Source organism: Salipiger bermudensis (assembly GCF_020171625.1).
GTDB lineage: Bacteria > Pseudomonadota > Alphaproteobacteria > Rhodobacterales > Rhodobacteraceae > Salipiger > Salipiger bermudensis_B.
Genome location: NZ_JAIUZY010000001.1, coordinates 313,580 through 337,818, shown reverse-complemented (window position 1 = coordinate 337,818; position 24,239 = coordinate 313,580). Strand labels below are relative to the sequence as shown.

The window sequence follows — 24,239 nt, the reverse complement described above, 5'->3', positions numbered from 1 at the left end:
CGCGGGGCCAACGCCCTTGGAACCAGGAGATCCGACCATGATCACCCCCGCCGCCGCCAGCCTCGAATCCGAAAAGCTCTGCCGCCTCGCCCCGGTCATTCCGGTGCTCGTCATCGACGATGTCGCCCATGCCGCGCCGCTGGCGCAGGCGCTGGTCAAGGGCGGTCTGCCGGTGCTGGAGGTGACGCTGCGCACCCCCTGCGCACTGGAAGCCATCGCCGAGATGGCAAAGGTCGAGGGCGGCGTGGTCGGTGCGGGCACGCTGCTGACCGCGGACGACGTGCAGAAGGCGGTCGATGCGGGCGCGAGGTTCGGCGTCTCGCCGGGCGCCACCGACAAGCTGCTCGACGCCTGCGAAGAGGCCAACCTGCCGCTGTTGCCGGGCGCCGCCAGCGCCTCGGAGGCGATGGCCCTGCTCGAGCGCGGCTACACGGTGCAGAAGTTCTTCCCGGCCGAGGCCGCGGGCGGGGCCAAGGCGCTGAAGGCCATCGGCGCGCCGCTTCCGCAGGTCCGGTTCTGCCCGACGGGCGGCATCAGCATAGGCAACATCGCCGACTATCTCGGACTGTCCAACGTGCTGTGCTGTGGCGGGAGCTGGGTCGCGCCCAAGGACAAGATGCTCTCGGGCGACTGGGAGGGCATCACCGCTCTGGCCGCCGAGGCCGCAGCACTGCCGCGCAACTGAGCCGTGCCCGGGAGGGGGGCCGTCGCACGGCCCCCCAACCTTTCAGCCGATCATGCCGCCGCCCCTGGCATTGAGATCGTCGTAATACCGGTGCAGCCGCTGCAGCGCGATGCGCAGAACGATCTTGCCCGACCGTGCCGACCAGCCCATGCGCTTCTCGGTCAGCTCCAGCCCCTCGAGATAGCAGCAGCATTGCAGCGCCACGTCGCCGAGGCCCGGCCCCAGCTCGCGCAGCGCCGCGGTCAGCCGGGCGCGCGCCGCATCCGGCCCGCTCTGCCCGCCCCCCGAGACGCCCCGATCGACGCCGGCGGTCAGGAACTGGTCCAAGTTCTGCGTCACCCGCGGTCCCATCTGGGCCAGCTCGAAGTCCTCCCGCAGGCGCTCTCCGGCGCGCACCAGCTCATCCGAGAGGAACGGCGCGCCATCCTTGTCTCGGCGCCGCGCCAGCAGCGCCAGAGGCACCTCGTGCATGAGGTTGCGGCGGCGGGTCTTGGGATCGTCTTCCTCGGCCTGCATCGCCTCCTCGGCGGCACGGCCGCTGTCGAACCCGGCCTGCGACTCGGCAAAGCCCCGCAGCTTGGTCTCCTGTTCGGCCAGCAGCCGCCCCAGCGCCGCGCGTCCCGCCGAGGTGATGCGATAGCGCGAGATCCGACCGGGCGCATCGCAGGCGATCCAGCCCTTCAGCGCCATCGCCTGCGCGATCGGCGCATCGACCACCGCGGTGCGGGTCGAGCCGCCCTCACCGCTGTCGCGCACCACGACGCCCTTGTCCATTTCGGCGGCCACCGCGAGCACCGCGCCGCTCTCGCAAAGCCTGCGCAGCACCCGGCGCGCCTCGCGCGCCAGCTTGACCTCGTCCGGGGCCGTCTCGTGGCCGGTCATCTCGTTCATCGCTCCGAACTCCTTGGTGGGGGGAACTGCCATCGCCTGAGGCCGCATCGCGCCGAGACGGCGCAGCGCACCATCCACCAGCGGGTCGTCCCGAAGCGTCTCCATGCGGCGCACCTGGCGCAGCACGGTCGAGGCATGACAGCCCGCATCCCGCGCCAGCTTGCGGATGGCCTCGCCGGCTACCGTATGGGCGAGATAGTGCCGCGCCTCCTCTGGCACCCACGCGGGAAAGGTCGGTGCTTCAGCTTTGTCTCCACAGTAAAAATTCATGGTAAGTCCCCTCGGTCTCTAAGTTTATCCACAGGTTACTCCCCAGACCGACCACAAAATCAGCGCGCTCAAATGTCCTGAACGTTAATGATTTCCCCGGACATCGAAAATTATCCACAATTCATAAACAACTCTTAATTGAGCGTTCTTCCGTTCTGGTTGAACCGCAACACCGGGATTTCACGTGGCATGGTTGGGCGTCACCATGCCGAAGGACAGACCGATGCACGATCTCACCAGCCTCCTGCACAGCCTCCACCGTCCGCGCCTGCTGATCCGCGCCGCGCGCATCGCCGCCGAGGACTATCGCCGCGACCCGCATCTGGCGCGCATCCTTCGAGGCGCGCCGCCGAAACATCGCGGCGCGGCGCTCTTGGAGCTGCTCGAGATCGAAGGCCTGATGGAAGAGCGCAGACAGGCGCGCGACGGGGCCTATTCCGTCGCGCGCCATGTCGAGACCCTGGCAGCGGTGATCGGCGAGGCGCGCCAGATGGCGCTGGCCGACGCTCGGCCTACATGAAGCTGTCGGGCATCCGCGCCTTTCTCTCCGCCACGAACGCGTCGAGCGCCTCGGCGGTGGCGGGATCCATGGCGGGCGGCTCGTAGGCTGCCAGCAGGCTGCGCACCCGCTCGGAGGCCAGCGCCAGCGTGTCGCGCCCGCCTTCCTCGATCCAGCTCTCGAACGGCTGGTGGTCGAACAGCTCAGAGCGCCAGAACGCGGTGCCGGACTGCGCCCGCGTGTGGTCGCAGTCGAGGAAATGCCCGCCCGGTCCGACATCGCGCAACGCGTCCATCGCCTGCGCACTCTCGTCTACCGCGACGCCTGCGGCCATCTTGTGCAGCGCGCCAAGCTGGTCGGCATCCATGACGAATTTCTCGTAAGAGGCCACCAGCCCGCCCTCGAGCCAGCCGCAGGCGTGCAGCATGAAGTTCACCCCCGCCAGCAGCCCGTTGTTGAGCGCGTTCGCACTCTCGTAGGCGGCCTGCGCATCGGGCAGCTTGGAGCCGCAGAACGACCCGGCGGAGCGGAACGGCAGCCCCAGCCGGCGCGCCAGCTGCCCCGCTCCGTAGGTGATCTGCGCCGCCTCGGGGGTGCCGAAGGTGGGCGCGCCCGAGGTCATGTCGATCGAGGTCACGAACGCCCCGAAGATTGCCGGCGCGCCGGGCTGTACGAGCTGCGCATAGGCCACGCCCGCCATCGCCTCGGCCAGCACCTGCGTCAGCGTGCCCGCCACCGAGACCGGCGCCATCGCCCCGCAGACGATGAAGGGCGAGATGATGCAGGCCTGATTGTTGGCGGCATAGACCTCGAGCGCGCCCATCATCGTGTCGTCGAAAGTCAGCGGCGAGCTGATATTGATCAGCGACGTCAGAACCGTGTTGTCCTGCACGAACCGCTCGCCGAAGAGCACGCCGCACATGTCGACGCTGTCCTGCGCCCGGCTGGCTTCGGTGACCGCCCCCATGAAGGGCTTGTCCGACAGCGTCATGTGCGCGTGCAGCATGTCGAGATGGCGCTTGTTCACCGGCAGGTCGGTGGGCTCGCAGACGGTGCCGCCGGAATGGTGCAGCCAGCGCGACATCTGTCCGAGTTTCACGAAATTGCGGAAATCCCCGATCGTGGCATAGCGCCGCCCGCGCTCGGCGTCGTGCACGAAGGGCGGGCCATAGACCGGCGCCAGCACGAGATTGCGCCCGCCGATTTCGACATTCCGCGACGGGTTGCGGGCGACCTGCGTGAACTGCCTCGGCGCGGTGGCGCAGAGCTGACGCGCCAGACCACGCGGTATGCGCACCCGCTCGCCCTCGATCTCGGCGCCGGCCTCACGCCAGCGCTCGAGCGCGCCGGGGTTGTTGACGAAATTGACGCCGATCTCTTCCAGCACGGTCTCGGCGTTGTGCTCGATGATCTGCAGCGCCTCCTCGTCGAGGATCTCGAGATCGGGAATGTTGCGCTCGATATAGCGCGCCGTCTCGACCACCGCCGAGCCGCGCCCCGCCTCGCCGTCTCTGCTTCGCCTGCGCGTCGTCGCCTCGGCCATGTTCGTTGTCCCCGCGTCGTTCCCGGCGCGTTCCTGCGCCCAAGGTTCTCTTTTTCTTATCCCCCAGCCCGGCGCGTCGGATGCGTGTTAGCGGCGGATGGGGAATGAATGCGACATATCACCGGTACAAACGCGCCTCCACCGGAACCGTGGGGCAACCCGCCTCTCCTCTCAATGCCCCCCCGGCCCGTTGGGTCGCAGTGGCGGCCTTCGCCCCGACCATCACCCTATCGGTGCTCTGTGTCGTCTGGCTGGGCGGCGTGGCGCTGCTAGATCCGGTCCGCGCCTGAGCCCTTGGCCTCTTGCGCAATGCGCCAAGCGCTTCTAAAGCGTGGCCATGACCCAGCATGACCGCCTCCTCATCATCGATTTCGGCTCGCAGGTGACGCAGCTGATCGCGCGCCGTCTGCGCGAGCTGAACGTCTATTGCGAAATCCATCCCTATCAGAACGTCTCCGACGCCTTCCTGAAGGAGTTCGCCCCGAAGGCGATCATCTTCTCCGGCGGCCCGGACAGCGTCACCCGCGAAGGCTCGCCGCGCCCGCCCAAGGCGGTCTACGAGCTTGGCGTGCCGATTCTCGGGATCTGCTACGGCCAGCAGGTGATGATGCAGGACCTCGGCGGTCGCATCGAGGCGGGCGAGAGCCACACCGCCGAGTTCGGCCGCGCCTACGTGACGCCGACCGAGCACAGCACCGAGTTCTTCAACGGCTGGTTCCTCGACGCCACCGGGCGCGAGCAGGTCTGGATGAGCCACGGCGACCACGTCGCCGAGATCGCCCCGGGCTTCGACGTCTACGGCACCTCGCCCGGCGCGCCCTTCGCGATGATCGCCGATCTCGAGCGGCGCTTCTACGCGGTGCAGTTCCACCCGGAGGTGCATCACACCCCGAACGGCGCCACGCTTTACGAGAACTTCGTCAAGATCGCGGGCTTCACCGGCGACTGGACGATGACCGCCTACCGCGAAGAGATGATCGCCAAGATCCGCGAACAGGTCGGCGACAAGCAGGTGATCTGCGCGCTGTCGGGCGGCGTCGACAGCTCGGTCACCGGCATCCTGCTGCACGAGGCGATCGGCGACCAGCTGACCTGCGTTTTCGTCGACCACGGGCTGCTGCGCCTCAACGAGGCCGAGCAAGTGGTGTCGATGTTCCGCGACAACTACAACCTCAACCTCATCCACGCCGACGAGTCCGATCTCTTCCTCGGCGCGCTCGAGGGCGTCTCGGACCCCGAGACCAAGCGCAAGACGATCGGCAAGCTGTTCATCGACGTGTTCCAGAAATACGCCGACCAGATCGAAGGCGCCGAGTTCCTCGCTCAGGGCACCCTCTATCCCGACGTGATCGAAAGCGTGAGCTTCTCCGGCGGTCCCTCGGTCACCATCAAGTCGCACCACAACGTCGGCGGCCTGCCCGAGAAGATGGGCCTTAAGCTGGTCGAGCCGCTGCGCGAGCTGTTCAAGGACGAGGTCCGCGCGCTCGGGCACGAACTTGGGCTGCCGGCAAGCTTCATCGGTCGCCACCCGTTCCCCGGGCCGGGCCTTGCGATCCGCTGCCCCGGCGAGATCACCCGCGACAAGCTCGAGATCCTGCGCAAGGCGGATGCGGTCTATATCGACCAGATCCGCAAGCACGGGCTCTACGACGAGATCTGGCAGGCCTTCGCGGCCATCCTGCCGATGCGCACCGTGGGCGTGATGGGCGACGGGCGGACCTACGATTACGCCCTGGCGCTGCGCGCCGTGACGAGCGTGGACGGCATGACGGCGGATTACTACCCGTTCAGCCACGAGTTCCTCGGCGAGACCTCGACCCGCATCATCAACGAGGTGAAGGGCATCAACCGGGTGTTCTACGATTGCACCTCGAAGCCGCCGGGTACGATCGAACTGGAGTGATCGCGCACTGCGCGTGACCGATTGCACACGAATGGTCTTTGCAGGCCCCGCATCGCCCGATGCGGGGCTTGTGTCTTTTCCGGGCGCGCGCCAAGGTCGCGCGGTCCGCGGGGGGTCGAGGAGGCCGCCCCCGGCCGAGGAGACCCCATGCCCGAGATCCGCCTGACCGGCACCATGACCTGCCCGCCGGAACGCGCCGATGCCATCCGCGCCGCGCTGCCCGAGCACATCCGCCTCACCCGCGCCGAGCCCGGCTGCCTCGCCTTCGAGGTCTCCGAGACCGCGCCGGGCGTGTTCTCGGTGGCCGAGCGCTTCACCGACCGTGCCGCCTTCGAGGCGCATCAGCGCCGCACGCTGGCAAGGGACTGGGCGCGCGTCACCGCGGACTGCCCGCGCGATTACGAGGTGACCCAAGCATGAGCCAGACCCTTCAGGCCGTTCTGTGGATGACCGGTGCGGTTGTCTCCTTCACCTCGATGGCGGTGGCGGGTCGGGCCGTCAGCCTAGATCTCGATACGTTCGAGATCATGCTCTACCGCTCGATCATCGGCGCCATCATCGTCACCTCGGTGCTCATCGCCACGGGCAAGCTCTCGCAGGTCAACCGCGACCGCTTCGGCCTGCACGTGGCGCGCAACATCAGCCATTTCGCTGGTCAGAACTGCTGGTTCTTTGCCGTCGCCACGATCCCGCTGGCACAGGTCTTCGCGCTCGAGTTCACCTCGCCGCTCTGGGTCATCCTGCTGTCCCCGCTTGTGCTGGGCGAGCGCATCACGACCACCCGCGCCATCGCCGCCGGCATCGGCTTCATCGGCATTCTCGTGGTCGCCCGCCCGACGCCCGAGACCCTCAGCCCCGGGCTGGTCGCGGCGCTGCTCGCCGGGATCGGCTTTGCCGGCTCGGCGGTGTTCACCCGCAGGCTCACCCGCACCGCCTCCACCGGCTGCATCCTGTTCTGGCTGACCGTGATGCAGGCGGTCTTCGGACTGATATGCGCCGGGATCGATGGCGACATCGCCCTGCCCGCCGCCGCCACATGGCCGTGGGTGGCGCTGATCGCCGTCGCCGGCCTCGTGGCGCATTTCTGTCTCACCACGGCGCTGCGCCTCGCACCCGCTCCGGTTGTGATGCCGATCGATTTCGCTCGCCTGCCACTGGTCGCGGTTGTGGGGATGCTGCTCTATGCCGAGGCGCTGGATCCGTTTGTTTTCCTTGGCGCTGCGATCATCTTCGGTGCAAACTATTTCAATATCTTGCGGGAAACGCGCTGACTCCCCGACTGTCTCTCCAAAGTGACGTTACGACGCGGCACGTAAAGTTACGCACGGTCATTGATTGACCGTGCAACCGCCCCGTCGTTAGCGTTTGGAGGTGGAGGAGAACACCTTAGGGAGAGGGAACTCATGAAGATTATACTCACCGGTGCATCGGCGCTGGCGCTGTCTGCGACGGCGCTGCACGCGGGCGGCATCGAGCGGACGCAGCAATCGGCGATGATCCTGTACGAGACCGGCAACGTGCTGGAATTCTCGCTCGGCTATGCCAACCCGTCGCTGACGGGCAAGAACATCTCGCCGCCCTTTCCGGCGCAGAGTATCGACGACGTGGCCGACGGCTTCTGGCTGCCGTCCTTCAGCGTCAAGTACGATGTCAACGACCGGCTGGCGCTGGCACTGATCTACGACCGCCCCTTCGGCGCCGACATCGCCTATGAGAGCGGCAACATTCCCCTCGGCGGCACCACTGCCGAAGCCAACACCAACACCCTGACCGCGCTGGCCAAGTACCAGTTCGACGACAACTGGAGCGCGTTCGGCGGCTTGCGCTTCCAGCAGGCGGAGGGCGACATCCACCTGCAGGGCGCGGCCTATGGCGCGGTGAGCGGCTACGAGGTCAATCTCGACAAGACCAACGGCCTTGGCTACGTGCTCGGCGCGGCCTACGAGGTGCCCGAGATCGCGCTGCGCGTGGCGCTGACCTACAACTCGTCGATCACCCACGACATGGACACCAAGGAGTCCGGCCCGCTGGTCGATCCCGATGGCCCCGGCCCGATCCCGGCCCTGCCGCTGCTCGACGGCGACAGCGAGACCGAGGTGAAGACCCCGGAAAGCTGGAACCTCGAGTTCCAGACCGGCATCGCCGAGGACACGCTGCTCTTCGGGGGCGTCCGCTACGTGAAGCACTCGCAGTTCCGCGTCGATCCCGACAACCTCGACCTCGTCACCGGCAACGGCCTGATCGATCTCGAGGACAGCACCGCCTACACGCTGGGCGTCGGCCGCCGCTTCAACGACAAGTTCTCCGCCGCCATCAGCGCGACCTACGAAGCGCCGGGCGATGATCTCGTCTCGCCGCTGGCGCCGACCACCGGCTACACCCAGCTGCGCCTCGCCGGCTCCTACAACGTCAACGAAGCCGTCACCGTCTCCGGCGGTGTGAGCTACTTCTGGCTTGGCGACGCGAAGCCCGAGACCGGCACGCCCGACGTGGCCCGCGCCGATTTCGAGGACAACGACTCCTGGGGCGTCGGCCTCAAGGTCGCCTACCGCTTCTGACGGCACCGCCATCGAGTAGCATGTTGGCCCGCCCGGGTGCCGAGAGGCACCCGGGCGGTCTGCATTCTGGCCCCTGAAGCCGCGCCATTTGACGCCATGCGCGGGCCTCAGTACCTGTACTTGGAACGACTCGAAGGATGCCCGCCCATGTATTACCCGACCGCGAACGACTGGCGCACCGCGCCGCACAAGCGCGTGGTGCTGTTCGCCATGTCGGGCCTCGGCAAGACGCATGTCTCGTCGATGCTGCGCCAGACCGGGCGCTGGTTCCACTACTCGATCGATTACCGCATCGGCACCCGTTACATGGGCGAGTACATCGCCGACAACGCCAAGCGCGAGGCGATGAAGGTGCCGTTCCTGCGCGAGCTGCTGATGTCGGATTCGATCCATATCGGCACCAATCTCAGCTTCGACAACCTGACCCCGGTCTCGGCCTACCTCGGCAAGCCCGGCGACACCGCCAAGGGCGGCCTGCCGATCGAGACCTACCGGCTGCGTCAGGACCAGTTCCGCCGCGCCGAGGAACAGGCGTTGCTCGACACGCGCTATTTCATCGACCGCTCCGAAGAGCTTTACGGCTACCCGCATTTCGTCTGCGACACCGGCGGCTCGATCTGCGAGTGGGTCGATCCCGACAACCCGAAGGACCGCATCCTGTCGGAGCTTTCGCGAAATGCGCTGATGGTCTGGATCCGCGGCACCGAGGCCCACACCGAAGAGCTGATCCGCCGCTTCGACCGCGCGCCGAAGCCGATGGCCTACCAGCCGGAATTCCTCGCCTCGGCCTGGCGCGCCTATCTCGACGAGACCGGGCTTTCCGAAGCCGCCGTCGATCCCGACGCCTTCATCCGCTGGACCTATGCCCGCGCGCTGGCCCACCGCCAGCCGCGCTACGAGGCGATGGCGAAGAACTGGGGCGTCACCGTCGAGGCCGCCGACATGGCCACGGTCCGCGACGAGACGGATTTCACGCAGGTCATCGCCGCCGCCCTGCCCGTCTAAGGCCGCCCGCCCCTCCGCCGCGGCGCTTGGAAAACCCAGCGCGCCGCCCTACCTGTCCAGCCCGAGAAGAAGTGAACCACAATGCCCATCAAGCTGCCCTCCGACCTGCCCGCCTATGACGTTCTCACCAACGAGGGCGTCATGGTCATGGACGAGGACAGCGCCGGACGTCAGGACATTCGCCCCCTGCGCATCGCGCTGCTCAACCTGATGCCGAAGAAGATCCAGACCGAGAACCAGTTCGCCCGCCTGATCGGCGCGACGCCGCTGCAGATCGAGCTGTCGCTGATCCGGATGTCCGAGCATCAGACACGCAACACCGCCGCCGACCACATGGAGAATTTCTACCGCCCCTTCGCCGAGGTCGAGGCCACGGGCGAGAAGTTCGACGGGCTCATCATCACCGGTGCCCCGATCGAGCATCTGCCCTTCACCGAGGTCACCTACTGGGATGAGCTGACGCGGGTGTTCGACTGGACCCAGACCCACGTGCATTCCACCTTCGGCGTGTGCTGGGGCGGCATGGCGATGATCAACTATTTCCACGGCGTGCCCAAGCACATCCTCGAGGCCAAGGCCTTTGGCTGCGTGCGGCACCAGAACCTCGCGCCCGCCTCGCCCTACCTGCGCGGCTTTTCCGACGACATGGTAATGCCGGTGTCGCGCTGGACCGAGATGCGTCGCGACGAGGTCGAGGCGACTGGCCTGCGGGTGTTGATCGACAGCTCCGACACCGGCCCCGCGCTGGTTGAGGATCCGGGCCACCGGGCGCTCTATATCTTCAATCACCTCGAGTATGACAGCGGCACGCTGAAGGAAGAGTACGACCGCGATGTTGCGGGCGGAAAGCCGATCAACGTGCCGGCCAACTATTACCCCGACGACGATCCCGACCAGATGCCGCTGAACCGCTGGCGCAGCCACGCCCACCTGCTCTACGGCAACTGGATCAATGAAATCTACCAGACCACCGCTTTCGATCTTGCCCGCATCGGCGTCGAGAGCACCGACTGGCGTACTCGAAAGGGCCCCTGAGATGAAACGACGCGCGCTGCTTTCCCTCCTGTGTCTTGGCGTCGCGGCCTGCGCCGCCGGCAATCAGGCCTCCGACAGCAGCAGCGCCGCCGCGCTCGAGGCCTATCCGCCGGAGGGCCGGTTTCTCGAGGTCTCGGGTCATCGCGTGCATTATGTCGAGAAGGGCAACGGCCCGCCGCTCGTGCTGATCCACGGCGCCAGCGGCAACCTGCGCGACTGGACCTATCGCGCCGTCGATCAGCTCTCGCGGCGGTACCGCGTCATCGCCTTCGACCGGCCAGGCATGGGCTACACGCCGCGCATCGACAATGACGGCGCATCGATCTTCGAACAGGCCGCTCTGCTCAGCGCCGCCAGCCGCCAGCTTGGGGCCGAGCGCCCGATCGTGCTTGGCCACAGCTACGGCGGCGCCGTGGCCCTGGCCTGGGCGGTGGAGCATCCCGAGCGGGTCTCGGGTCTGGTGCTGGTCTCGGCCGCCTCGCAGACCTGGGACACCGGGGTGCCGTTCTTCTACCGCCTGACCTCGGGGCCGCTCTCGGGCATCGCCAACCCCGCGATCTCGGCGCTGGCCGGAGAGGAGCGCGTGCTCAACGCCATCGCCGGCGTCTTCGCGCCGCAGCCGGTGCCGGCGGGCTATGCCGAGCATATCGGCGCCCAGCTGGCGCTGCGCCCCGCGAGCCTGCGCGAGAACGCGTTGCAACGGGCCTCGCTGAAATCCGAGATCGCGCAGATGGTGCCGCGCTACGGCCAGCTCGACCTGCCGGTCGAGATGCTGCACGGCGATGCCGACACCACCGTCGGGCTGCAGATCCACTCGGTGCCCACGTCGCGGCAGATCCCCGGCGCCAATCTCATCGTGCTGCCGGGCGTCGGCCACGCGGCGCAGCACGTCGCCGCCTCGCAGATGTATGCCGCGATCGACCGGGTCGCCGCCCGCGCGGGTTTGCGTTAAGGCGATTTACATTCCATATTGGCCCGCACGGCCACCAGCAGGACACCCGCCTTGACCACTCCCTTCGACGGCGCCATCAGCAGCTACTTCAACGACGAAGCCCCCGATGACATCCGCAAGGCGCTCAAGCGCGCCGACAAGGACGAGATCCTGTCGAGCTCCTACCCCTATTCCGAGGAGATGAAGGGCAAAGCCTACCACCGCGAGATGGAGGCGCTGCAGATCGAACTGGTCAAGATGCAGAGCTGGGCCAAGGCCACCGGCCAGCGCATCGCCTGCGTCTTCGAAGGCCGCGATGCCGCCGGCAAGGGCGGCACGATCAAGCGCTTCCGCGAGAACCTCAACCCGCGCGGCGCCCGCGTGGTGGCGCTCTCCAAGCCGTCGGACACCGAGGCGACGCAATGGTATTTCCAGCGCTATATCGAGCACCTCCCGGCCGGCGGCGAGATCGTGTTCTTCGATCGCTCCTGGTATAATCGCGGCGTCGTCGAGAAGGTCTTCGGCTTCTGCACCGAGACCGAGCGCGAGAATTTCTTTGCCCAGGCGCCGCAGTTCGAGCAGATGCTGGTCGAGGAAGGCATCCGGGTCTTCAAATTCTGGCTCAACGTCGGACGCGCCGAACAGCTGCGCCGCTTCCTCAAGCGCGAGGGCGACCCGCTCAAGCAGTGGAAGCTGAGCTGGATCGATGTCGAGGGGCTGAAGCGCTGGGATGCCTACAGCGCCGCGATCCAGGAGACCCTGTCGCGCACCCACAGCGCCCCGGCGCCATGGACGGTGATCCGCTCCGATGACAAGAAACGCGCGCGGCTCGCGGCGATCCGGCACGTTCTGAGCCATCTCGATTACACCGGGAAAGACGTCCGCGCGGTCGGCGCGCCCGATCCGAAGATCGCGGGCGGCCCGGAGATCTGGGACGCCTGATGTCCAAGCGCGGCTATCATCACGGCAACCTGCGTCAGGCGCTGGTCGATGCGGCGCTCGCGCTGATCGAGGAGAAGGGTCCGACCGGCTTCACCCTGTCGGAAGCCGCCAAGCGCGCCGGCGTCACGCCCGCCGCGGTCTACCGCCACTTCGACGGGCGCGAGGACCTCATCGCCGAGGCCGCCCGGCAGGGCTACGAGATCTTCGCCGACCTGATGGCCTATGCCTATGACGATGGCAAGCCGTCGGCGCTGGCCGCCTTCGAGGCCACGGGGCGCGCCTATCTGGCCTTTGCGCGCAAGCATCCCGGGCACTACATCGCGATGTTCGAAAGCGGCATCTCGGTCAACCACTCGCCCGAGCTTGCCACGCTCTCGGCCCGCGCCCGCGGCATTCCCGAGCGCGCCGCCGCCGAGCTGTCGCAGCACATCCCGCCGGAAAAGCGCCCGCCGCCCTCGATGGTCTCGGCGCATGTCTGGGCGTTCTCGCACGGGGTTGTCGAGCTGTTCGCCCGCAACTCGCCGGGCACCCAGTCGCCCTTCCCGCCCGAAGCGCTGCTCGAGACCGGGATCGGCATCTACCTGCGCGGACTCGGTCTCATCCCGCCGGACTGAGGGTCAGATGATCTCGTCGTAAACTGCCTCGATGGCGGCCACATGGGCGCCAAGCGAGAAAAGTCTCTCGCAGCGCGCGCGGGCGGCGGCGCAGCGCGCGGCCGACTCCGCGGGATTCGACAGCACTTCAAGCACCGCCCGCGCGAAACCCTCCACATCGTCGGGCGGCACGAGATGGCCCGTCACGCCATCCTCGACGATCTCGGTATTGCCACCTTCGCGGGTGGCGATCAGCGGGACACCGGCAAGCCCTGCCTCGATCAGCGTCCGCCCCAAGGCCTCGTTTCGCGCCGGGGCGACGAGCGCTGAAAAGCCCGCCATCACCGGGCCGAAGGGCGCCTGGGGACCGATCAGCCGCACGGCATCGCCAAGCCCGAGATTCGCGATCCGCGCCTTTACGCGCCCCAGAAACGGCTCGTGCAAGGCCCCATACATCGGAAAGACCAGCGGTCCTGGGTGGACCGCGCGGACTTGCGCTGCGATCTCGACAAACAGCTCCGGGCGCTTGCGATCCGAGAAGTTCGCGACATAGCCGACCACCGCCGTTCCCGGCGCGACCCCAAGCGCGGCACACAAGGCGGCACGGGCCTCTTCGCTCGCAGGCTGCTGCGGCAGGAACGGATTGTAGATCATCTTGGCATGAGCTTGCAGCGCAACGGGAAGGCTCTGCAGCGTAAATCGGGACACGGCAATGAAGGCCGCGGCGCGCAGGCCCCAATTGGTCATATGCTTGCCGGAGGCAGGCGTCCGCTGGTGCCAGACATGGGCGGGACCATCCGCCGCGTTCCAAATCAGGTGGTTGCGCATGTCGTGGGTGTGCACGATATCGAAGTGATGCGCGCTGAGCCACTCCGCCAGTCCGCGCCGCGTGCGCCGCCGGGCCAGCGCCGAGCGCCAGGCGGCGCGCAGTTTAGGCGCCTCGACGTCCGGCAAGGGCACCCAAGGCTCGTTCTCGGCGGCGAGACGATCAACGAGCGCCCCCACCCCGCGATGCAGACCCAGCGTCACGTTATGCCCGCCCTCCCGTAGGGCGCGCGCCAAGAGCAACGATGAGATATGCGATCCACCGACGCTGTCACCGGTATAGGGAAACAAGATGTTCAGGGGGCGCGGCATGGTATCCTCGGATCAAGCGTAGCTCCTGACTACGATATCGAACACCGTGGTGCTAGGGCTTGCCGCCGCCGAGCCGCCCGGTACAACATCCGAAACTGCGAGTTGAAGGAGTTCCCATGACCGACCAGTTGCCCGCCCCAGACGTTTCGGTCCGGAACAACGACCTGTCAAACGCGCCCGGCCTTCCGCTGATCCTCGTTGTGCGCAACGAGCGCCCATTCCTTCCGGATTTCCTGGGACACTACCGCGCGCTCGGGGTGAAGCGCTTCTTCATCCTCGACGATGCCTCGAATGATGGAACGCCCGACTACCTGCTGGAACAGCCCGACGTCTGCCTGCTGTCCTCGACAAGCCGCTATGGCGACATTCCGCCCGCTGAGCGACGCCCCGGGATTGTCCGCGTCGGGGGCGATCTGCGCATGATCCATGTCTGGCGAACCGAGCTGATGGACCGTTTCTGCATGAACCAGTGGGCGCTGCAATGCGACATCGACGAATTCGTGCTTCTGCCGGACGGGAAGACCCTGAACGACGTCATCTCGCGGCTTGAAGCCGAGGGCGCGAACGGTGCCTGGGCCGGGATGATCGATCTCTATCCCCGCGACATCGCCGATCTTGCTGCCTATCCCGAAAGCGGCTTCACCTGGCCCGCGGCAGAATGGTTCTTCGACGGGGCGCGGCACTTCTCACTTCGTCCGAACAAATCTCCTCGCCATCGCTACGTGGGCGTGCGCCACAGGCTCGACGTGGCCTATGCCGGCAAGGAGGAGATCGGGCTCAAAAACCGTTTGAAGCTGCGCCTGCTGGGAGCGCGCAAGGCCCCCTCGGGCACGCTGGTGAAACCCCTGATCCAGAAATGGCGGCCAGGTCAGGCCTTCTACAGCAGCCACCGCACCACCCTCGCTCTGAGCCATCGCATCCTGCTGCCACTGCTGCACTACCGTTACACGCCCGCGATGCTGCGCAAGCTAGAATGGGCTCCGCAGACGGGGGGCTATTCCAAGGGCAACAAGGATTACCTGCGCATTGAAACCATGCTGTCGAAAATGCGCGAGGAGAACGCCAGCTTCCTCGGGCCCCACTCCGTGCCGCTAACCGGCTGGAGCAGCCTCGAGAAAACCGGCAACGCGGTTTGGTGATCAGCGCGGGAAAGGCTGAGCGAACCGCCGCAGCAGTGCAAGGAGCGCGCCGTACAGACGCGGCGCGCGTTGCATTCGCCGCGCGATGCGCTCCCATTTGAGGCGGTTTTTACCTCTGCGGCCCAACGCCTTGAAATGGACGACCTTGCCGCGATAGTGCCGGGTGTCGTTGTAGATCCAGGGCGCCAACTTCACGAGGCTCAGCCCCCCGCGAGATATGCACGCGCCCAGCGGATCCCCTTTCCAATCCTGCGTCATTTCCGACAGGATCAGCTGGTCGGACTTGTCCCCAGCCTCACAGCGGCGCTGCCATTCTACTAAAAAGGCGTCTGCTTCCGGCGTGGCGGCGGCATAGAAGAATCCCGCATTGAGGTAGCCATTGCGATGATCTTCGAACCGCTTTTCTCTGCGGCGCATGCGCGGAGTCACCGCGATATCGGCGCCGCCGTATTCGCCAGCTTGTAGGCGCGCGGTCAGCAGCATGTCCGCATCGAGTGCCAGGCAAGGCAGACCGAACCGACGGATCACCTCACGGATGGCGGCGGGCTTGTGGGTGGTCAGGATATAGCCAGCCTCGCTGAACTCGCGGAAGCTGCCGTCGCTGCGCAGGTCGATCAGTTCCGACTGAAGCGCGGCGCGCTGTGTCTCGGTCAGGCCGAGATCACCGATCACTGGATAGCTACCCTGAACGTTCAGCAGATTGCGTTCGAAAACTTGCGCCAATTCGAAGAAATTCGAGTCGCAGCAGATGAGAACGACGAACCCCTGCGCCTCGAAACGATTCCTCTCCATGTGCTGCCCCGTCGCCCAAAAAAGGGCAGCCGGAGACGCTCCGGCTGCCCTGAAATTTGCGTAAAGGAAGCGATTAACGCTTCGAGAACTGGAAGCTGCGGCGGGCTTTGCGCTTACCGAACTTCTTACGCTCGACCACGCGGCTGTCGCGGGTCAGGAAGCCTGCGGCCTTCAGGGCCGAACGCAGCGACGGGTCGTAGAGCTGCAGCGCCTTGGAGACACCGTGCTTGACCGCGCCGGCCTGACCGGAGAGGCCACCACCCTTGACGGTGGCGTAGACGTCGAACTGGTCTTCCACGCCGGCAACCGAGAACGGCTGGCGCAGGATCATCTGCAGCACCGGACGGGCGAAGTAGGCGTTCAGCTCTTTGCCGTTCACCGAGACCTTGCCGGAGCCCGGCTTGATCCAGACGCGGGCGACCGCGTCCTTCCGCTTGCCGGTGGCGTAGGCACGGCCGAACTCGTCACGGACGGGCTCGCGCGGCGCTTCTTCGATTTCCGGGGCTGCGTCCACACCGGCTGCGGCGCCCAGTTCTTCCAGGGAATTGATCTGTTCAGCCATGATTACACCCGGGTGTTCTTCTTGTTCATCGACTTGACGTCGAGCGCTTCGGGCGATTGCGCCTCGTGCGGATGCTCGGCGCCGGCGTAAATGCGCAGGTTGGTCAGCTGCGCGCGCGACAGGCGGTTGCCCGGCAGCATGCGCTTGACGGCCTGGAACACCACGCGCTCGGGGTGTGCACCCTCGAGGATCTGTGCCTTGGTGCGCGACTTGATGCCACCCGGGTGACCGGTGTGCCAGTAGAAGTTCTCTTCACGCTTCTTGCCGGTCATCTGCACCTTGTCGGCGTTGATGACGATGACATTGTCGCCCATATCCATGTGCGGCGTGAAGGTTGCCTTGTGCTTGCCACGAAGGCGCATGGCGACGATCGATGCGAGACGGCCGAGAACGACGCCTTCCGCGTCGATCACGATCCAGCTCTTCTCGATGTCTGCCGGAGTTGCAGAGAAGGTTTTCATCGTGTTGCCCTTGAGCTTGTCTTGGAGCTTGTCTTGAGCGGACACCGTGGAGGGTCCGAATTCCGATTGCCGGGTTATACGCGTCCGGAAATTGCAGTCAAGCGGGCAAAAATCAAATTTATCAAGCAAAAACATATGCTTGAAATTATGGTATAATAATACCCCACAATCTCAAACCAGAATCTGCTCCGGCGGATTGTCGAGCAGCCTGCGCAGCCGCGCCAGCGCCGCCTCGAACTCGCACATCTCCACCTGGGCGTTCATGCCGATGCGCACGGCGTGCGGCGCAAAGCCGGTGCGCGGCGCGAAATCCTCCGCCGGGCGCACCTGCACCCCCTTCTGCTCGGCGGCGAGGCAGAACGCGGCCGAGCGCCAGCCAGCGGGCAGCCGCAGCCAGACGAAGGGCGAGTCCTCGTGCCAGCTCAGATCGAACCCGCCAAGCGCGTTCACCGTGCTGCGCACATAGGCTGCGTTGCGCTGCCGCACCGAGCGCACGATCTGGCGGGTCTCTTCCCGGGTGAGCAGATCCTCGGTCAGATCCGCCAGAGGCCGCGCGAGACCGAAGAAGCCGTTCTCGGCGACGCGCCGAAGCGCGGTACGGCTGCGCTGCGGGGCGATGGCAAAGCCGATGCGCAGCGCCGGAGTGAGCGTTTTCGAGATCGATGCCACGTACCAGCCCTGATCGGGCAGCAGCGCCCGGTAGCTCTCGGCGCGGCTGTCGCCAAGGAAGGTGCTGTCATCCTCGAGAATGTCGAAGCCGCAGCTTTGCGCCACCGCGGCGATCTCGCGTCGCCGGTCCTGCGGGGTGATCGTGACGGTGGGATTGTGCAGCTCGGGAGAGGTACAAAGCAGCTGCGCTTCGTGCCGGCGCGCCAGCTCGGCGAGCGCGGATGGTACAATCCCGTGTTCGTCCATAGGAACCGATACAATCTCGACCCGCAGCAGTTCGGCCGCGCGGCGAAAGCCCGGATAGGCCAGCTCTTCGACCATCACCACTGGCCGTCGCCCGCGCAGAACGGCCTGCATCACTAGAGAAATGCCGCTCTGGGCGCCGTGCGACAGCACCACGTCCTCGTGATGCAGCGCGCCGAGCGGAACCCCGGCCAGCCAGTCGACCACCGCCTGCCGCGCCGGCGCGAAGGACGCCGCCGACGGGTAGTCCAGCAGATCCCGCCCCTCCTGTTCGGCAATGCGCTGAAATCCTTGCCGGATCAGCGCCACCTGCCCGAGGTCCGGAAGCCGCGCGGTGAACAGGCTCACCATCTCGGCGCCGTCCGGCGCCTCCTTCTGGGGCAAGGTGATGTAGAGCGGCGGGCGCGGCTCCGGCGCGCCGCTGACAAAGGTGCCCCGGCCAACTTCGGCAACGAGAAGCCCCTCGTCGGTCAGCAGCGTATAGGCGCGCGCGACAGTGCCCGGGGTCATCCCGAGCCGCCAGGCAAGATCGCGCACCGGCGGAAGCTGCGTTCCATTGCCGAGCTGCTTGGCGGCGATGCCCTGCCGCAGCGCGGCTGACAGCGCCCGGTACTTGGGTCCACCGGGCTGCGCTTCGAACAGCTCGGATATTGTATCGGTCACAATGTTCTTCTCGACGCTCATATTTGCACAATGTATCATTTGAACACGACAATCAAGGGTATTGTACTAATACAAAATCGGAGCCACCCCATGACCACCACCACCCACGCCCCGCATATTGCCTATCTCGAGGCGCAGCGCCCGCTGCCGCTGCTCGCGGCAATTGCGCTGCGAACTGCGGTGGTGCTGGCCAAATGGTCCGAGCGCCGGCGCACCCGAAAGGCGCTTGGCCAGCTCGACGATCATTTGCTGCGGGATGTCGGCCTGGAACGGCACGTCGCCTACAAGGAGGCACGCCGCATGTTCTGGCAGGGCTGATCCCCGGACCTGCCGGAACCTCTTCCCCTGGGCGCGAGGCATTCCTCGCGCCTTTTTTCATTGTGGAGTCGCGGGCTTTTCAAAGGACGAAGCCGCGTCACGCATCACTGAACGTGCATCGGACAAGCCTCCCGGCCCTATCCAACCGGCGCGGGCGGGATCGAATAGGTCAGCGACGCGTGCGCCACCGGTTTGTCAGAGCCTTCGGAATAAAGAAGCACATCGGTAACACTCAGGCTGCGCCCGAGCTTGAGCAGTCGCGCCTCCGCCAGCAGATCCCTGCCCGCCTCGGGCTTGCGCATGAAGTCGATCGAGCAATGCGTCGTCACCGTCAGGGCCTGCCGCCCGATCCGCGCCAGCGTCGCCACATAGGCCGCGACATCGGCGAGCGCGAACATCGACGGCCCGGACACCGTGCCGCCGGGCCGCAGGTGGGCATCGGACACGTGCAGGCGCATCACCAGCAGATCGTCGTCCAGCCGGTCGATGCCGAACATCCCGTCGACCTGCGGAAACACCTCCGCGAGGTAGCTCTCGACCTCCTCAACCGTCATCGTCAGCGCCATGCTTGTCCTCCCGCTCGCCGCAGGGCTAACCTCAGCGCAAACGGAGTGGGAGGACAAGATGGCTCTGCTGGAACGTCACGACACCGGGGCGGTCGCGCATCTGCGCATGACCGCGCCCGAGCGGCTGAACGCGCTCTCGGACGAGATGCTCGCCGCGTTCAAGGCGCAGATCGACGCGCTGCGGGAGGATCGCGAGATCCGCGCCGTGGTGGTCTCAGGCGAGGGCAAGGCATTCTGCGCGGGCCACGATCTCAGGCAGATGCAGCAGGGCCGGCAGGCCGAGGATGGCGGCAAGGCCTACTTTGCCGACCTCTTTGCCCGCTGTACCGAGGTGATGACGGGGCTCCAGCGCCTGCCCCAGCCGGTCATCGCGCAGGTGCACGGGATCGCCACCGCCGCCGGCTGCCAGCTCGTCGCCTCCTGCGATCTCGCGGTGGCCGCCGAGGGCACGCGGTTCGGGGTCAACGGGGTGAATATCGGCCTGTTCTGCTCGACCCCGATGGTGGCGCTGACCCGCAACATCCCCCGCAAGCAGGCTTTCGAGCTGCTGTCCACCGGTCGTTTTGCCGAGGCCGAGGAGGCGGTGCAGATGGGGCTGATCAACCGCGTCGTGCCGGGCGCGGAACTGGCCGAGGCCACGGCCACGCTGGCCGGGACCGTCGCCGGCAAGCTCGGCGCGGCAGTAAAGATCGGCAAGGAAGCCTTCTATGCGCAGGCCGAGATGGGCCTTGATGAGGCCTATGCCCATGCCGGGGCGGTCATGGTCGAAAACATGCTCTGGCGCGACACCGAGGAAGGCATCGCGGCCTTTCTCGAAAAGCGCCCTCCGGACTGGGCGCGGTAGGCGACACTTGCTGGGCGCGATACTGGGGGCGGGCATGGGACACGCGGCCATCTGTCGGGGCCACGAACGCCAGAGCGCATTCCACCAATAGACTGGGGCAGATCGACCAGCCCCGGCGCCTCGTTGCGGGCATCGCTTTCCCGTCGAAGGCGTGCACAAATGCGCAGTCCTTGCCGCCGCTGGACGCCTGCCACCAGCTCCATGCGCAGATCAAGTCGGGCCCCGACATGAGGCGGAAGGCCCACCAATGCACCGATAAGCGGTGTACCGCCCACATTTACCAAGGGGGAACAAATCCTGTCGCGTGCTGCGTTATACTCTCCGGAAAAAGGAGAGCCCAGATGTTCCGCACCCTCGCCCTCGCCGCCCTGTCCGCGGGCGCCCTTACCATGCCGATCGCCGCCAGCGCCGCTCCCAAGGGCTGCCCGCCCGGCCTTGCCAAGAAGCAGAACGGGTGTAACCCGCCGGGCCACGTGAAGGGCTATACCGACCGGCACGACGACGATTACCGCTATCGCTACCGCACCGGTGACCGCATCGACGGCGACGTGATCATCCTGCGCAACCCGGATCGCTACGGGCTGCCGGACGGCACCTATTACCGCAATGACGACGTGGTCTATCGTGTCGACCCCGAAACCCGGAAGGTGCTGAACGTCATTGGAGCAATCGCCGCCCTGGCGGACTGACATCGCCCCTACCCCGGAAAGACAAAAACCGCGCCCATCAAGGCGCGGTTTTTTTCATTTCATTCAGAGGGCTGAGGCCCAATCCTAAAGTGCAGAAACAAGTCAGCACCAGCGCCTGAAGCACGCAAGGCGCTTACTCCGCGGCCACCGCCCCCTTGCCGGGCGCCAGCATCGGTTTGAGGTAGTGCCCCGTGTGCGAGCGCGCGACCTCGGCCACCTCCTCGGGTGTGCCCACCGCGACGATCTCACCACCGCCATCGCCACCCTCGGGACCGATGTCGATGATGTGGTCGGCGGTCTTGATGACGTCGAGATTGTGCTCGATCACCACCACCGTATTGCCGGCCTCGACCAGTTCGTGCAGCACTTCCAACAGCTTGCGCACATCCTCGAAATGCAGACCGGTGGTCGGCTCGTCGAGGATGTAGAGCGTGCGCCCGGTCGAGCGCTTTGCCAGCTCCTTCGACAGCTTCACCCGCTGCGCCTCGCCGCCCGAAAGCGTCGTGGCCTGCTGGCCGACCTTGACGTAGCCCAGCCCGACGCGCATCAGCGCATCCATCTTCTCGCGGATCGAGGGCACTGCGGTAAAAAACTCCTGCGCCTCTTCCACAGTCATATCAAGCACATCGGCGATGCTCTTACCCTTGAACTTGATCTCCAGAGTCTCGCGGTTGTAGCGCTTGCCCTTGCAGGTCTCGCACTCGACATAGACGTCGGGCAGGAAGTGCATCTCGATCTTGATGACGCCGTCGCCCTGACAGGCCTCGCAGCGCCCGCCCTTCACGTTGAAGGAGAACCGCCCCGGCTTGTAGCCCCGGGCCTTGGCCTCGGGCAGCCCCGCGAACCAATCGCGGATCGGGGTGAAGGCGCCGGTATAGGTGGCCGGGTTCGAGCGCGGCGTGCGGCCGATCGGGCGCTGGTCGATGTCGATGACCTTGTCGAGATGCTCGAACCCCTTGATGGTCTCGCAGGGCGCCGGCGTCTCGCGTGCGCCGTTGAGCTTCATCGCGGCGTTCTTGTAGAGCGTCTCGATGGTCAGGGTGGACTTGCCGCCACCCGACACGCCGGTGACGCAGACGAACTTGCCCAGCGGGAACTCGGCGGTGACCTCCTTGAGGTTGTTGCCCGTCGCCTTGACCACCTTGAGCTTCTTCTTGTTGCCCTTGCGGCGCTTGGCGGGCACCGCGATCTCACGCGTGCCGGCAAGGTACTGACCGGTGAGGCTGCCGGGATCGGCGGCGATCTCCTCGGGCTTGCCGTGGCTCACCACCTGCCCGCCATGCACCCCGGCGCCGGGGCCGATGTCGAAGACGTAGTCGGCCTGCCGGATCATGTCCTCGTCATGCTCGACGACGATCACCGTATTGCCCTGGTCGCGCAGCGATTTCAGCGTGCCGATCAGCCGGTCATTGTCGCGCTGGTGCAGGCCGATGGACGGCTCGTCGAGCACGTAGAGCACGCCGGTCAGGCCGCTGCCGATCTGGCTGGCGAGGCGGATGCGCTGGCTCTCGCCGCCCGAGAGCGTGCCCGCGGCCCGGCTCATGGTCAGGTACTCAAGCCCGACGTTGTTGAGAAAGCCGAGCCGCTCGCGGATCTCCTTGAGGATGGCGCGGGCGATCTCGTTCTTCTGACCGGTGAGGTTGCCCGGCACCGTCTCGATCCAGGCATGGGCCTCCTTGATCGACATCTCGACGACGTGGCCGATATGCAGAAGATTGTCCGGGCTGCCGATCTTCACCGCCAGCGCCTCTTCGCGCAGCCGGTAGCCGCCGCAGCTGCCGCAAGGACGGTTGTTCTGGTAGCGCTCGAACTCCTCGCGCACCCAGTTGCTGTCGGTCTCGCGGTAGCGCCGCTCCATGTTGGGGATCACCCCCTCGAACACGCGCGAGACCTGGTAGACCCGGCCGCCCTCGTCATAGCGGAACTGGATTTCCTCGTCGCCCGAGCCATGCAGGAAGACCTGCTGGACATGCGCCGGAAGGTCCTTCCAGCGCTCGTTCTTATTGAACTCGTAATGCTTGGCGATCGACTCGATGGTCTGCAGGAAATACGGCGACTTGCCCTTGCGCCACGGCGCGATGGCCCCGTCCGAGACCTTCAGCGTGGCATCGGGCACCACCAGACGCTCGTCGAAGAACAGCTCGACCCCAAGCCCGTCGCATTCCGGGCAGGCCCCGAACGGCGCGTTGAACGAGAACAGGCGCGGCTCGATCTCGGGGATGGTGAAGCCGCTCACCGGGCAGGCGAAATTCTCCGAGAAGGTGATGCGCTCGGGCTCGCCCTCCTTCGGGGCGGTCTCGAGGATGGCGATGCCCGAGGCCAGATCGAGCGCGGTGCGGAAGCTGTCGGCCAGCCGGGTCTCGAGCCCCTCGCGCACCACGATGCGGTCGACGACCACGTCGATGTCATGGCGGAATTTCTTGTCGAGCGTCGGCGGCTCGTCGAGCTCGTAGAACTGGCCGTCGACCTTGACGCGCTGGAAGCCCTGCTTGCGCAGTTCGAGGAACTCCTTGCGGTACTCGCCCTTACGGTCGCGGATGATCGGCGCCAGCAGGTAGCCGCGGGTGCCCTCTTCCATGCCCATGACGCGGTCGACCATGTCCTGCACCTGCTGTGCCTCGATCGGCATCCCGGTGGCGGGCGAATAGGGCGTGCCGACGCGGGCGAAGAGCAGGCGGAGATAGTCGTAGATCTCGGTCACCGTGCCGACGGTCGAGCGCGGGTTCTTCGACGTGGTCTTCTGCTCGATGGAGATCGCCGGGCTCAGACCGGCGATATGGTCGACATCGGGCTTTTCCATCATGTCGAGGAACTGCCGCGCATAGGCCGAGAGGCTCTCGACATAGCGGCGCTGCCCTTCGGCATAGATGGTGTCGAAGGCAAGCGAGGACTTGCCCGAGCCCGACAGGCCGGTGATCACCACCAGCTCGTCGCGGGGAATATCGACATCGATGGATTTCAGATTGTGTTCGCGCGCACCGCGAACCTCGATCTGCTTCAGCTCTGGCATGAGACCTCCGAGACGGGATTGCCCGTTACATAGGTGAAAGCATCGGCTTGGCCAATGCCAATGCCGGAACATTTCAGGAACGTTACCACACAGCTTCCAGATTGAAAGAAATCAATGACGATCGCCCGGCCCACGCGGCGCCGCAAACCGCGTCCTCGGTGCCTCGCACCGCCTCCCTCCGCAACTTCGGAGCCACCTGCCCCCGGCCCGCGTCTCTTCGCCCCCGCGCCGCGCCCGGCCGATCTGTCCGGCCTGCCTCCGGCGGGAGTATTTTTGACGAAGAGAAGCCAG

General features: G+C 66.2%; 24 protein-coding genes. 15 read left to right on the top strand and 9 right to left on the bottom strand.

The annotated features are described in order from the left end of the window. The first annotated feature begins 37 nt into the window (after positions 1 to 37). Positions 38 to 685 carry a bifunctional 4-hydroxy-2-oxoglutarate aldolase/2-dehydro-3-deoxy-phosphogluconate aldolase gene (gene eda / locus LCM15_RS01595; protein ID WP_224852478.1) on the top strand — a complete coding sequence of 216 codons (648 nt, stop codon included), beginning with the start codon at positions 38 to 40 and terminating at the stop codon, positions 683 to 685. 42 nt (positions 686 to 727) lie between these two features. Here the strand turns inward: eda and LCM15_RS01590 are convergent, their stop codons facing one another. Next, positions 728 to 1,846 (bottom strand): DUF6456 domain-containing protein, encoded by a 1,119-nt coding sequence (locus LCM15_RS01590; RefSeq protein ID WP_224852477.1) that lies wholly within the window; start codon positions 1,844 to 1,846, stop codon positions 728 to 730. Between the two features lie 223 nt (positions 1,847 to 2,069). On the opposite strand from LCM15_RS01590, the gene LCM15_RS01585 reads away from it, so the two are divergent. After that, positions 2,070 to 2,366 carry a DUF6477 family protein gene (locus LCM15_RS01585; protein ID WP_224852476.1) on the top strand — a complete coding sequence of 99 codons (297 nt, stop codon included), beginning with the start codon at positions 2,070 to 2,072 and terminating at the stop codon, positions 2,364 to 2,366. On the opposite strand, the gene LCM15_RS01580 is transcribed toward LCM15_RS01585, so the two are convergent. Continuing rightward, positions 2,359 to 3,888, bottom strand: a complete 1,530-nt coding sequence (locus LCM15_RS01580) for a trimethylamine methyltransferase family protein (protein WP_224852475.1) — start codon at positions 3,886 to 3,888, stop codon at positions 2,359 to 2,361. The two genes, LCM15_RS01585 and LCM15_RS01580, sit on opposite strands and share 8 nt — an antisense overlap. A gap of 337 nt (positions 3,889 to 4,225) precedes the next feature. Between LCM15_RS01580 and guaA the strand changes: the two genes are divergently transcribed. The 9 genes from guaA (at position 4,226) to LCM15_RS01535 (ending at position 12,876) form a co-directional block, all read left to right on the top strand. Continuing rightward, positions 4,226 to 5,791, top strand: coding sequence for a glutamine-hydrolyzing GMP synthase (guaA, locus tag LCM15_RS01575; RefSeq protein ID WP_224852474.1), 1,566 nt, complete (start codon positions 4,226 to 4,228; stop codon positions 5,789 to 5,791). Between the two features lie 147 nt (positions 5,792 to 5,938). Further along, complete coding sequence (locus LCM15_RS01570; protein WP_224852473.1) at positions 5,939 to 6,211, top strand: putative quinol monooxygenase; 273 nt, start codon at positions 5,939 to 5,941, stop codon at positions 6,209 to 6,211. Then, a complete protein-coding gene (locus LCM15_RS01565; protein ID WP_224852472.1) occupies positions 6,208 to 7,062 on the top strand; it encodes a DMT family transporter in 855 nt (284 codons plus the stop codon). The genes LCM15_RS01570 and LCM15_RS01565 overlap by 4 nt, the downstream gene beginning before the upstream one ends. Before the next feature lie 132 nt (positions 7,063 to 7,194). Next, entirely contained in the window at positions 7,195 to 8,349 is a 1,155-nt protein-coding gene (locus LCM15_RS01560; protein WP_224852471.1) for an OmpP1/FadL family transporter, read from the top strand. Between the two features lie 147 nt (positions 8,350 to 8,496). Then, complete coding sequence (locus LCM15_RS01555) at positions 8,497 to 9,354, top strand: ATPase (RefSeq protein ID WP_224852470.1); 858 nt, start codon at positions 8,497 to 8,499, stop codon at positions 9,352 to 9,354. Positions 9,355 to 9,435: 81 nt separating this feature from the next. Next, positions 9,436 to 10,389: a homoserine O-succinyltransferase gene (locus LCM15_RS01550; RefSeq protein ID WP_224852469.1), complete on the top strand. Its 954-nt coding sequence runs from the start codon at positions 9,436 to 9,438 to the stop codon at positions 10,387 to 10,389. A gap of 1 nt (position 10,390) precedes the next feature. Then, entirely contained in the window at positions 10,391 to 11,341 is a 951-nt protein-coding gene (locus LCM15_RS01545; protein WP_224852468.1) for an alpha/beta fold hydrolase, read from the top strand. A gap of 51 nt (positions 11,342 to 11,392) precedes the next feature. Beyond that, positions 11,393 to 12,262, top strand: a complete 870-nt coding sequence (gene ppk2, locus LCM15_RS01540; RefSeq protein ID WP_224852467.1) for a polyphosphate kinase 2 — start codon at positions 11,393 to 11,395, stop codon at positions 12,260 to 12,262. Beyond that, positions 12,262 to 12,876 (top strand): TetR/AcrR family transcriptional regulator, encoded by a 615-nt coding sequence (locus tag LCM15_RS01535; protein ID WP_224852466.1) that lies wholly within the window; start codon positions 12,262 to 12,264, stop codon positions 12,874 to 12,876. Before ppk2 ends, LCM15_RS01535 begins: the two co-directional genes overlap by 1 nt. 3 nt (positions 12,877 to 12,879) lie before the next feature. Here LCM15_RS01535 and LCM15_RS01530 read toward each other — a convergent pair whose 3' ends face one another. Continuing rightward, complete coding sequence (locus LCM15_RS01530; RefSeq protein ID WP_224852465.1) at positions 12,880 to 13,992, bottom strand: glycosyltransferase family 4 protein; 1,113 nt, start codon at positions 13,990 to 13,992, stop codon at positions 12,880 to 12,882. Between the two features lie 116 nt (positions 13,993 to 14,108). Here LCM15_RS01530 and LCM15_RS01525 point away from each other — a divergent pair, with 116 nt between their 5' ends. Further along, positions 14,109 to 15,131 carry a glycosyltransferase family 2 protein gene (locus tag LCM15_RS01525; protein WP_224852464.1) on the top strand — a complete coding sequence of 341 codons (1,023 nt, stop codon included), beginning with the start codon at positions 14,109 to 14,111 and terminating at the stop codon, positions 15,129 to 15,131. On the opposite strand, the gene LCM15_RS01520 is transcribed toward LCM15_RS01525, so the two are convergent. The 4 genes from LCM15_RS01520 to LCM15_RS01505 all read right to left on the bottom strand — a co-directional run bounded on the left by LCM15_RS01520 (position 15,132) and on the right by LCM15_RS01505 (position 18,542). Then, positions 15,132 to 15,923: a putative nucleotide-diphospho-sugar transferase gene (locus LCM15_RS01520; protein WP_224852463.1), complete on the bottom strand. Its 792-nt coding sequence runs from the start codon at positions 15,921 to 15,923 to the stop codon at positions 15,132 to 15,134. A 73-nt stretch (positions 15,924 to 15,996) separates the two neighbouring features. Next, positions 15,997 to 16,485 carry a 30S ribosomal protein S9 gene (rpsI, locus tag LCM15_RS01515; protein ID WP_224852462.1) on the bottom strand — a complete coding sequence of 163 codons (489 nt, stop codon included), beginning with the start codon at positions 16,483 to 16,485 and terminating at the stop codon, positions 15,997 to 15,999. 2 nt (positions 16,486 to 16,487) lie between these two features. Beyond that, positions 16,488 to 16,946 carry a 50S ribosomal protein L13 gene (gene rplM / locus LCM15_RS01510; RefSeq protein ID WP_224853057.1) on the bottom strand — a complete coding sequence of 153 codons (459 nt, stop codon included), beginning with the start codon at positions 16,944 to 16,946 and terminating at the stop codon, positions 16,488 to 16,490. 171 nt (positions 16,947 to 17,117) lie between these two features. Continuing rightward, positions 17,118 to 18,542: a PLP-dependent aminotransferase family protein gene (locus LCM15_RS01505; RefSeq protein ID WP_224852461.1), complete on the bottom strand. Its 1,425-nt coding sequence runs from the start codon at positions 18,540 to 18,542 to the stop codon at positions 17,118 to 17,120. 69 nt (positions 18,543 to 18,611) lie between these two features. Here LCM15_RS01505 and LCM15_RS01500 point away from each other — a divergent pair, with 69 nt between their 5' ends. Continuing rightward, positions 18,612 to 18,839 carry a DUF1127 domain-containing protein gene (locus LCM15_RS01500; RefSeq protein ID WP_224852460.1) on the top strand — a complete coding sequence of 76 codons (228 nt, stop codon included), beginning with the start codon at positions 18,612 to 18,614 and terminating at the stop codon, positions 18,837 to 18,839. Positions 18,840 to 18,976: 137 nt separating this feature from the next. Here the strand turns inward: LCM15_RS01500 and LCM15_RS01495 are convergent, their stop codons facing one another. Then, a complete protein-coding gene (locus tag LCM15_RS01495) occupies positions 18,977 to 19,405 on the bottom strand; it encodes a PaaI family thioesterase (protein ID WP_224852459.1) in 429 nt (142 codons plus the stop codon). A 58-nt stretch (positions 19,406 to 19,463) separates the two neighbouring features. Between LCM15_RS01495 and LCM15_RS01490 the strand changes: the two genes are divergently transcribed. After that, complete coding sequence (locus LCM15_RS01490; RefSeq protein ID WP_224852458.1) at positions 19,464 to 20,249, top strand: enoyl-CoA hydratase; 786 nt, start codon at positions 19,464 to 19,466, stop codon at positions 20,247 to 20,249. 341 nt (positions 20,250 to 20,590) lie between these two features. Next, positions 20,591 to 20,938, top strand: a complete 348-nt coding sequence (locus LCM15_RS01485) for an excinuclease ABC subunit A (protein WP_224852457.1) — start codon at positions 20,591 to 20,593, stop codon at positions 20,936 to 20,938. A 133-nt stretch (positions 20,939 to 21,071) separates the two neighbouring features. Here LCM15_RS01485 and uvrA read toward each other — a convergent pair whose 3' ends face one another. Then, positions 21,072 to 23,948 carry an excinuclease ABC subunit UvrA gene (gene uvrA / locus LCM15_RS01480; protein ID WP_224852456.1) on the bottom strand — a complete coding sequence of 959 codons (2,877 nt, stop codon included), beginning with the start codon at positions 23,946 to 23,948 and terminating at the stop codon, positions 21,072 to 21,074. Positions 23,949 to 24,239 lie beyond the last annotated feature (291 nt).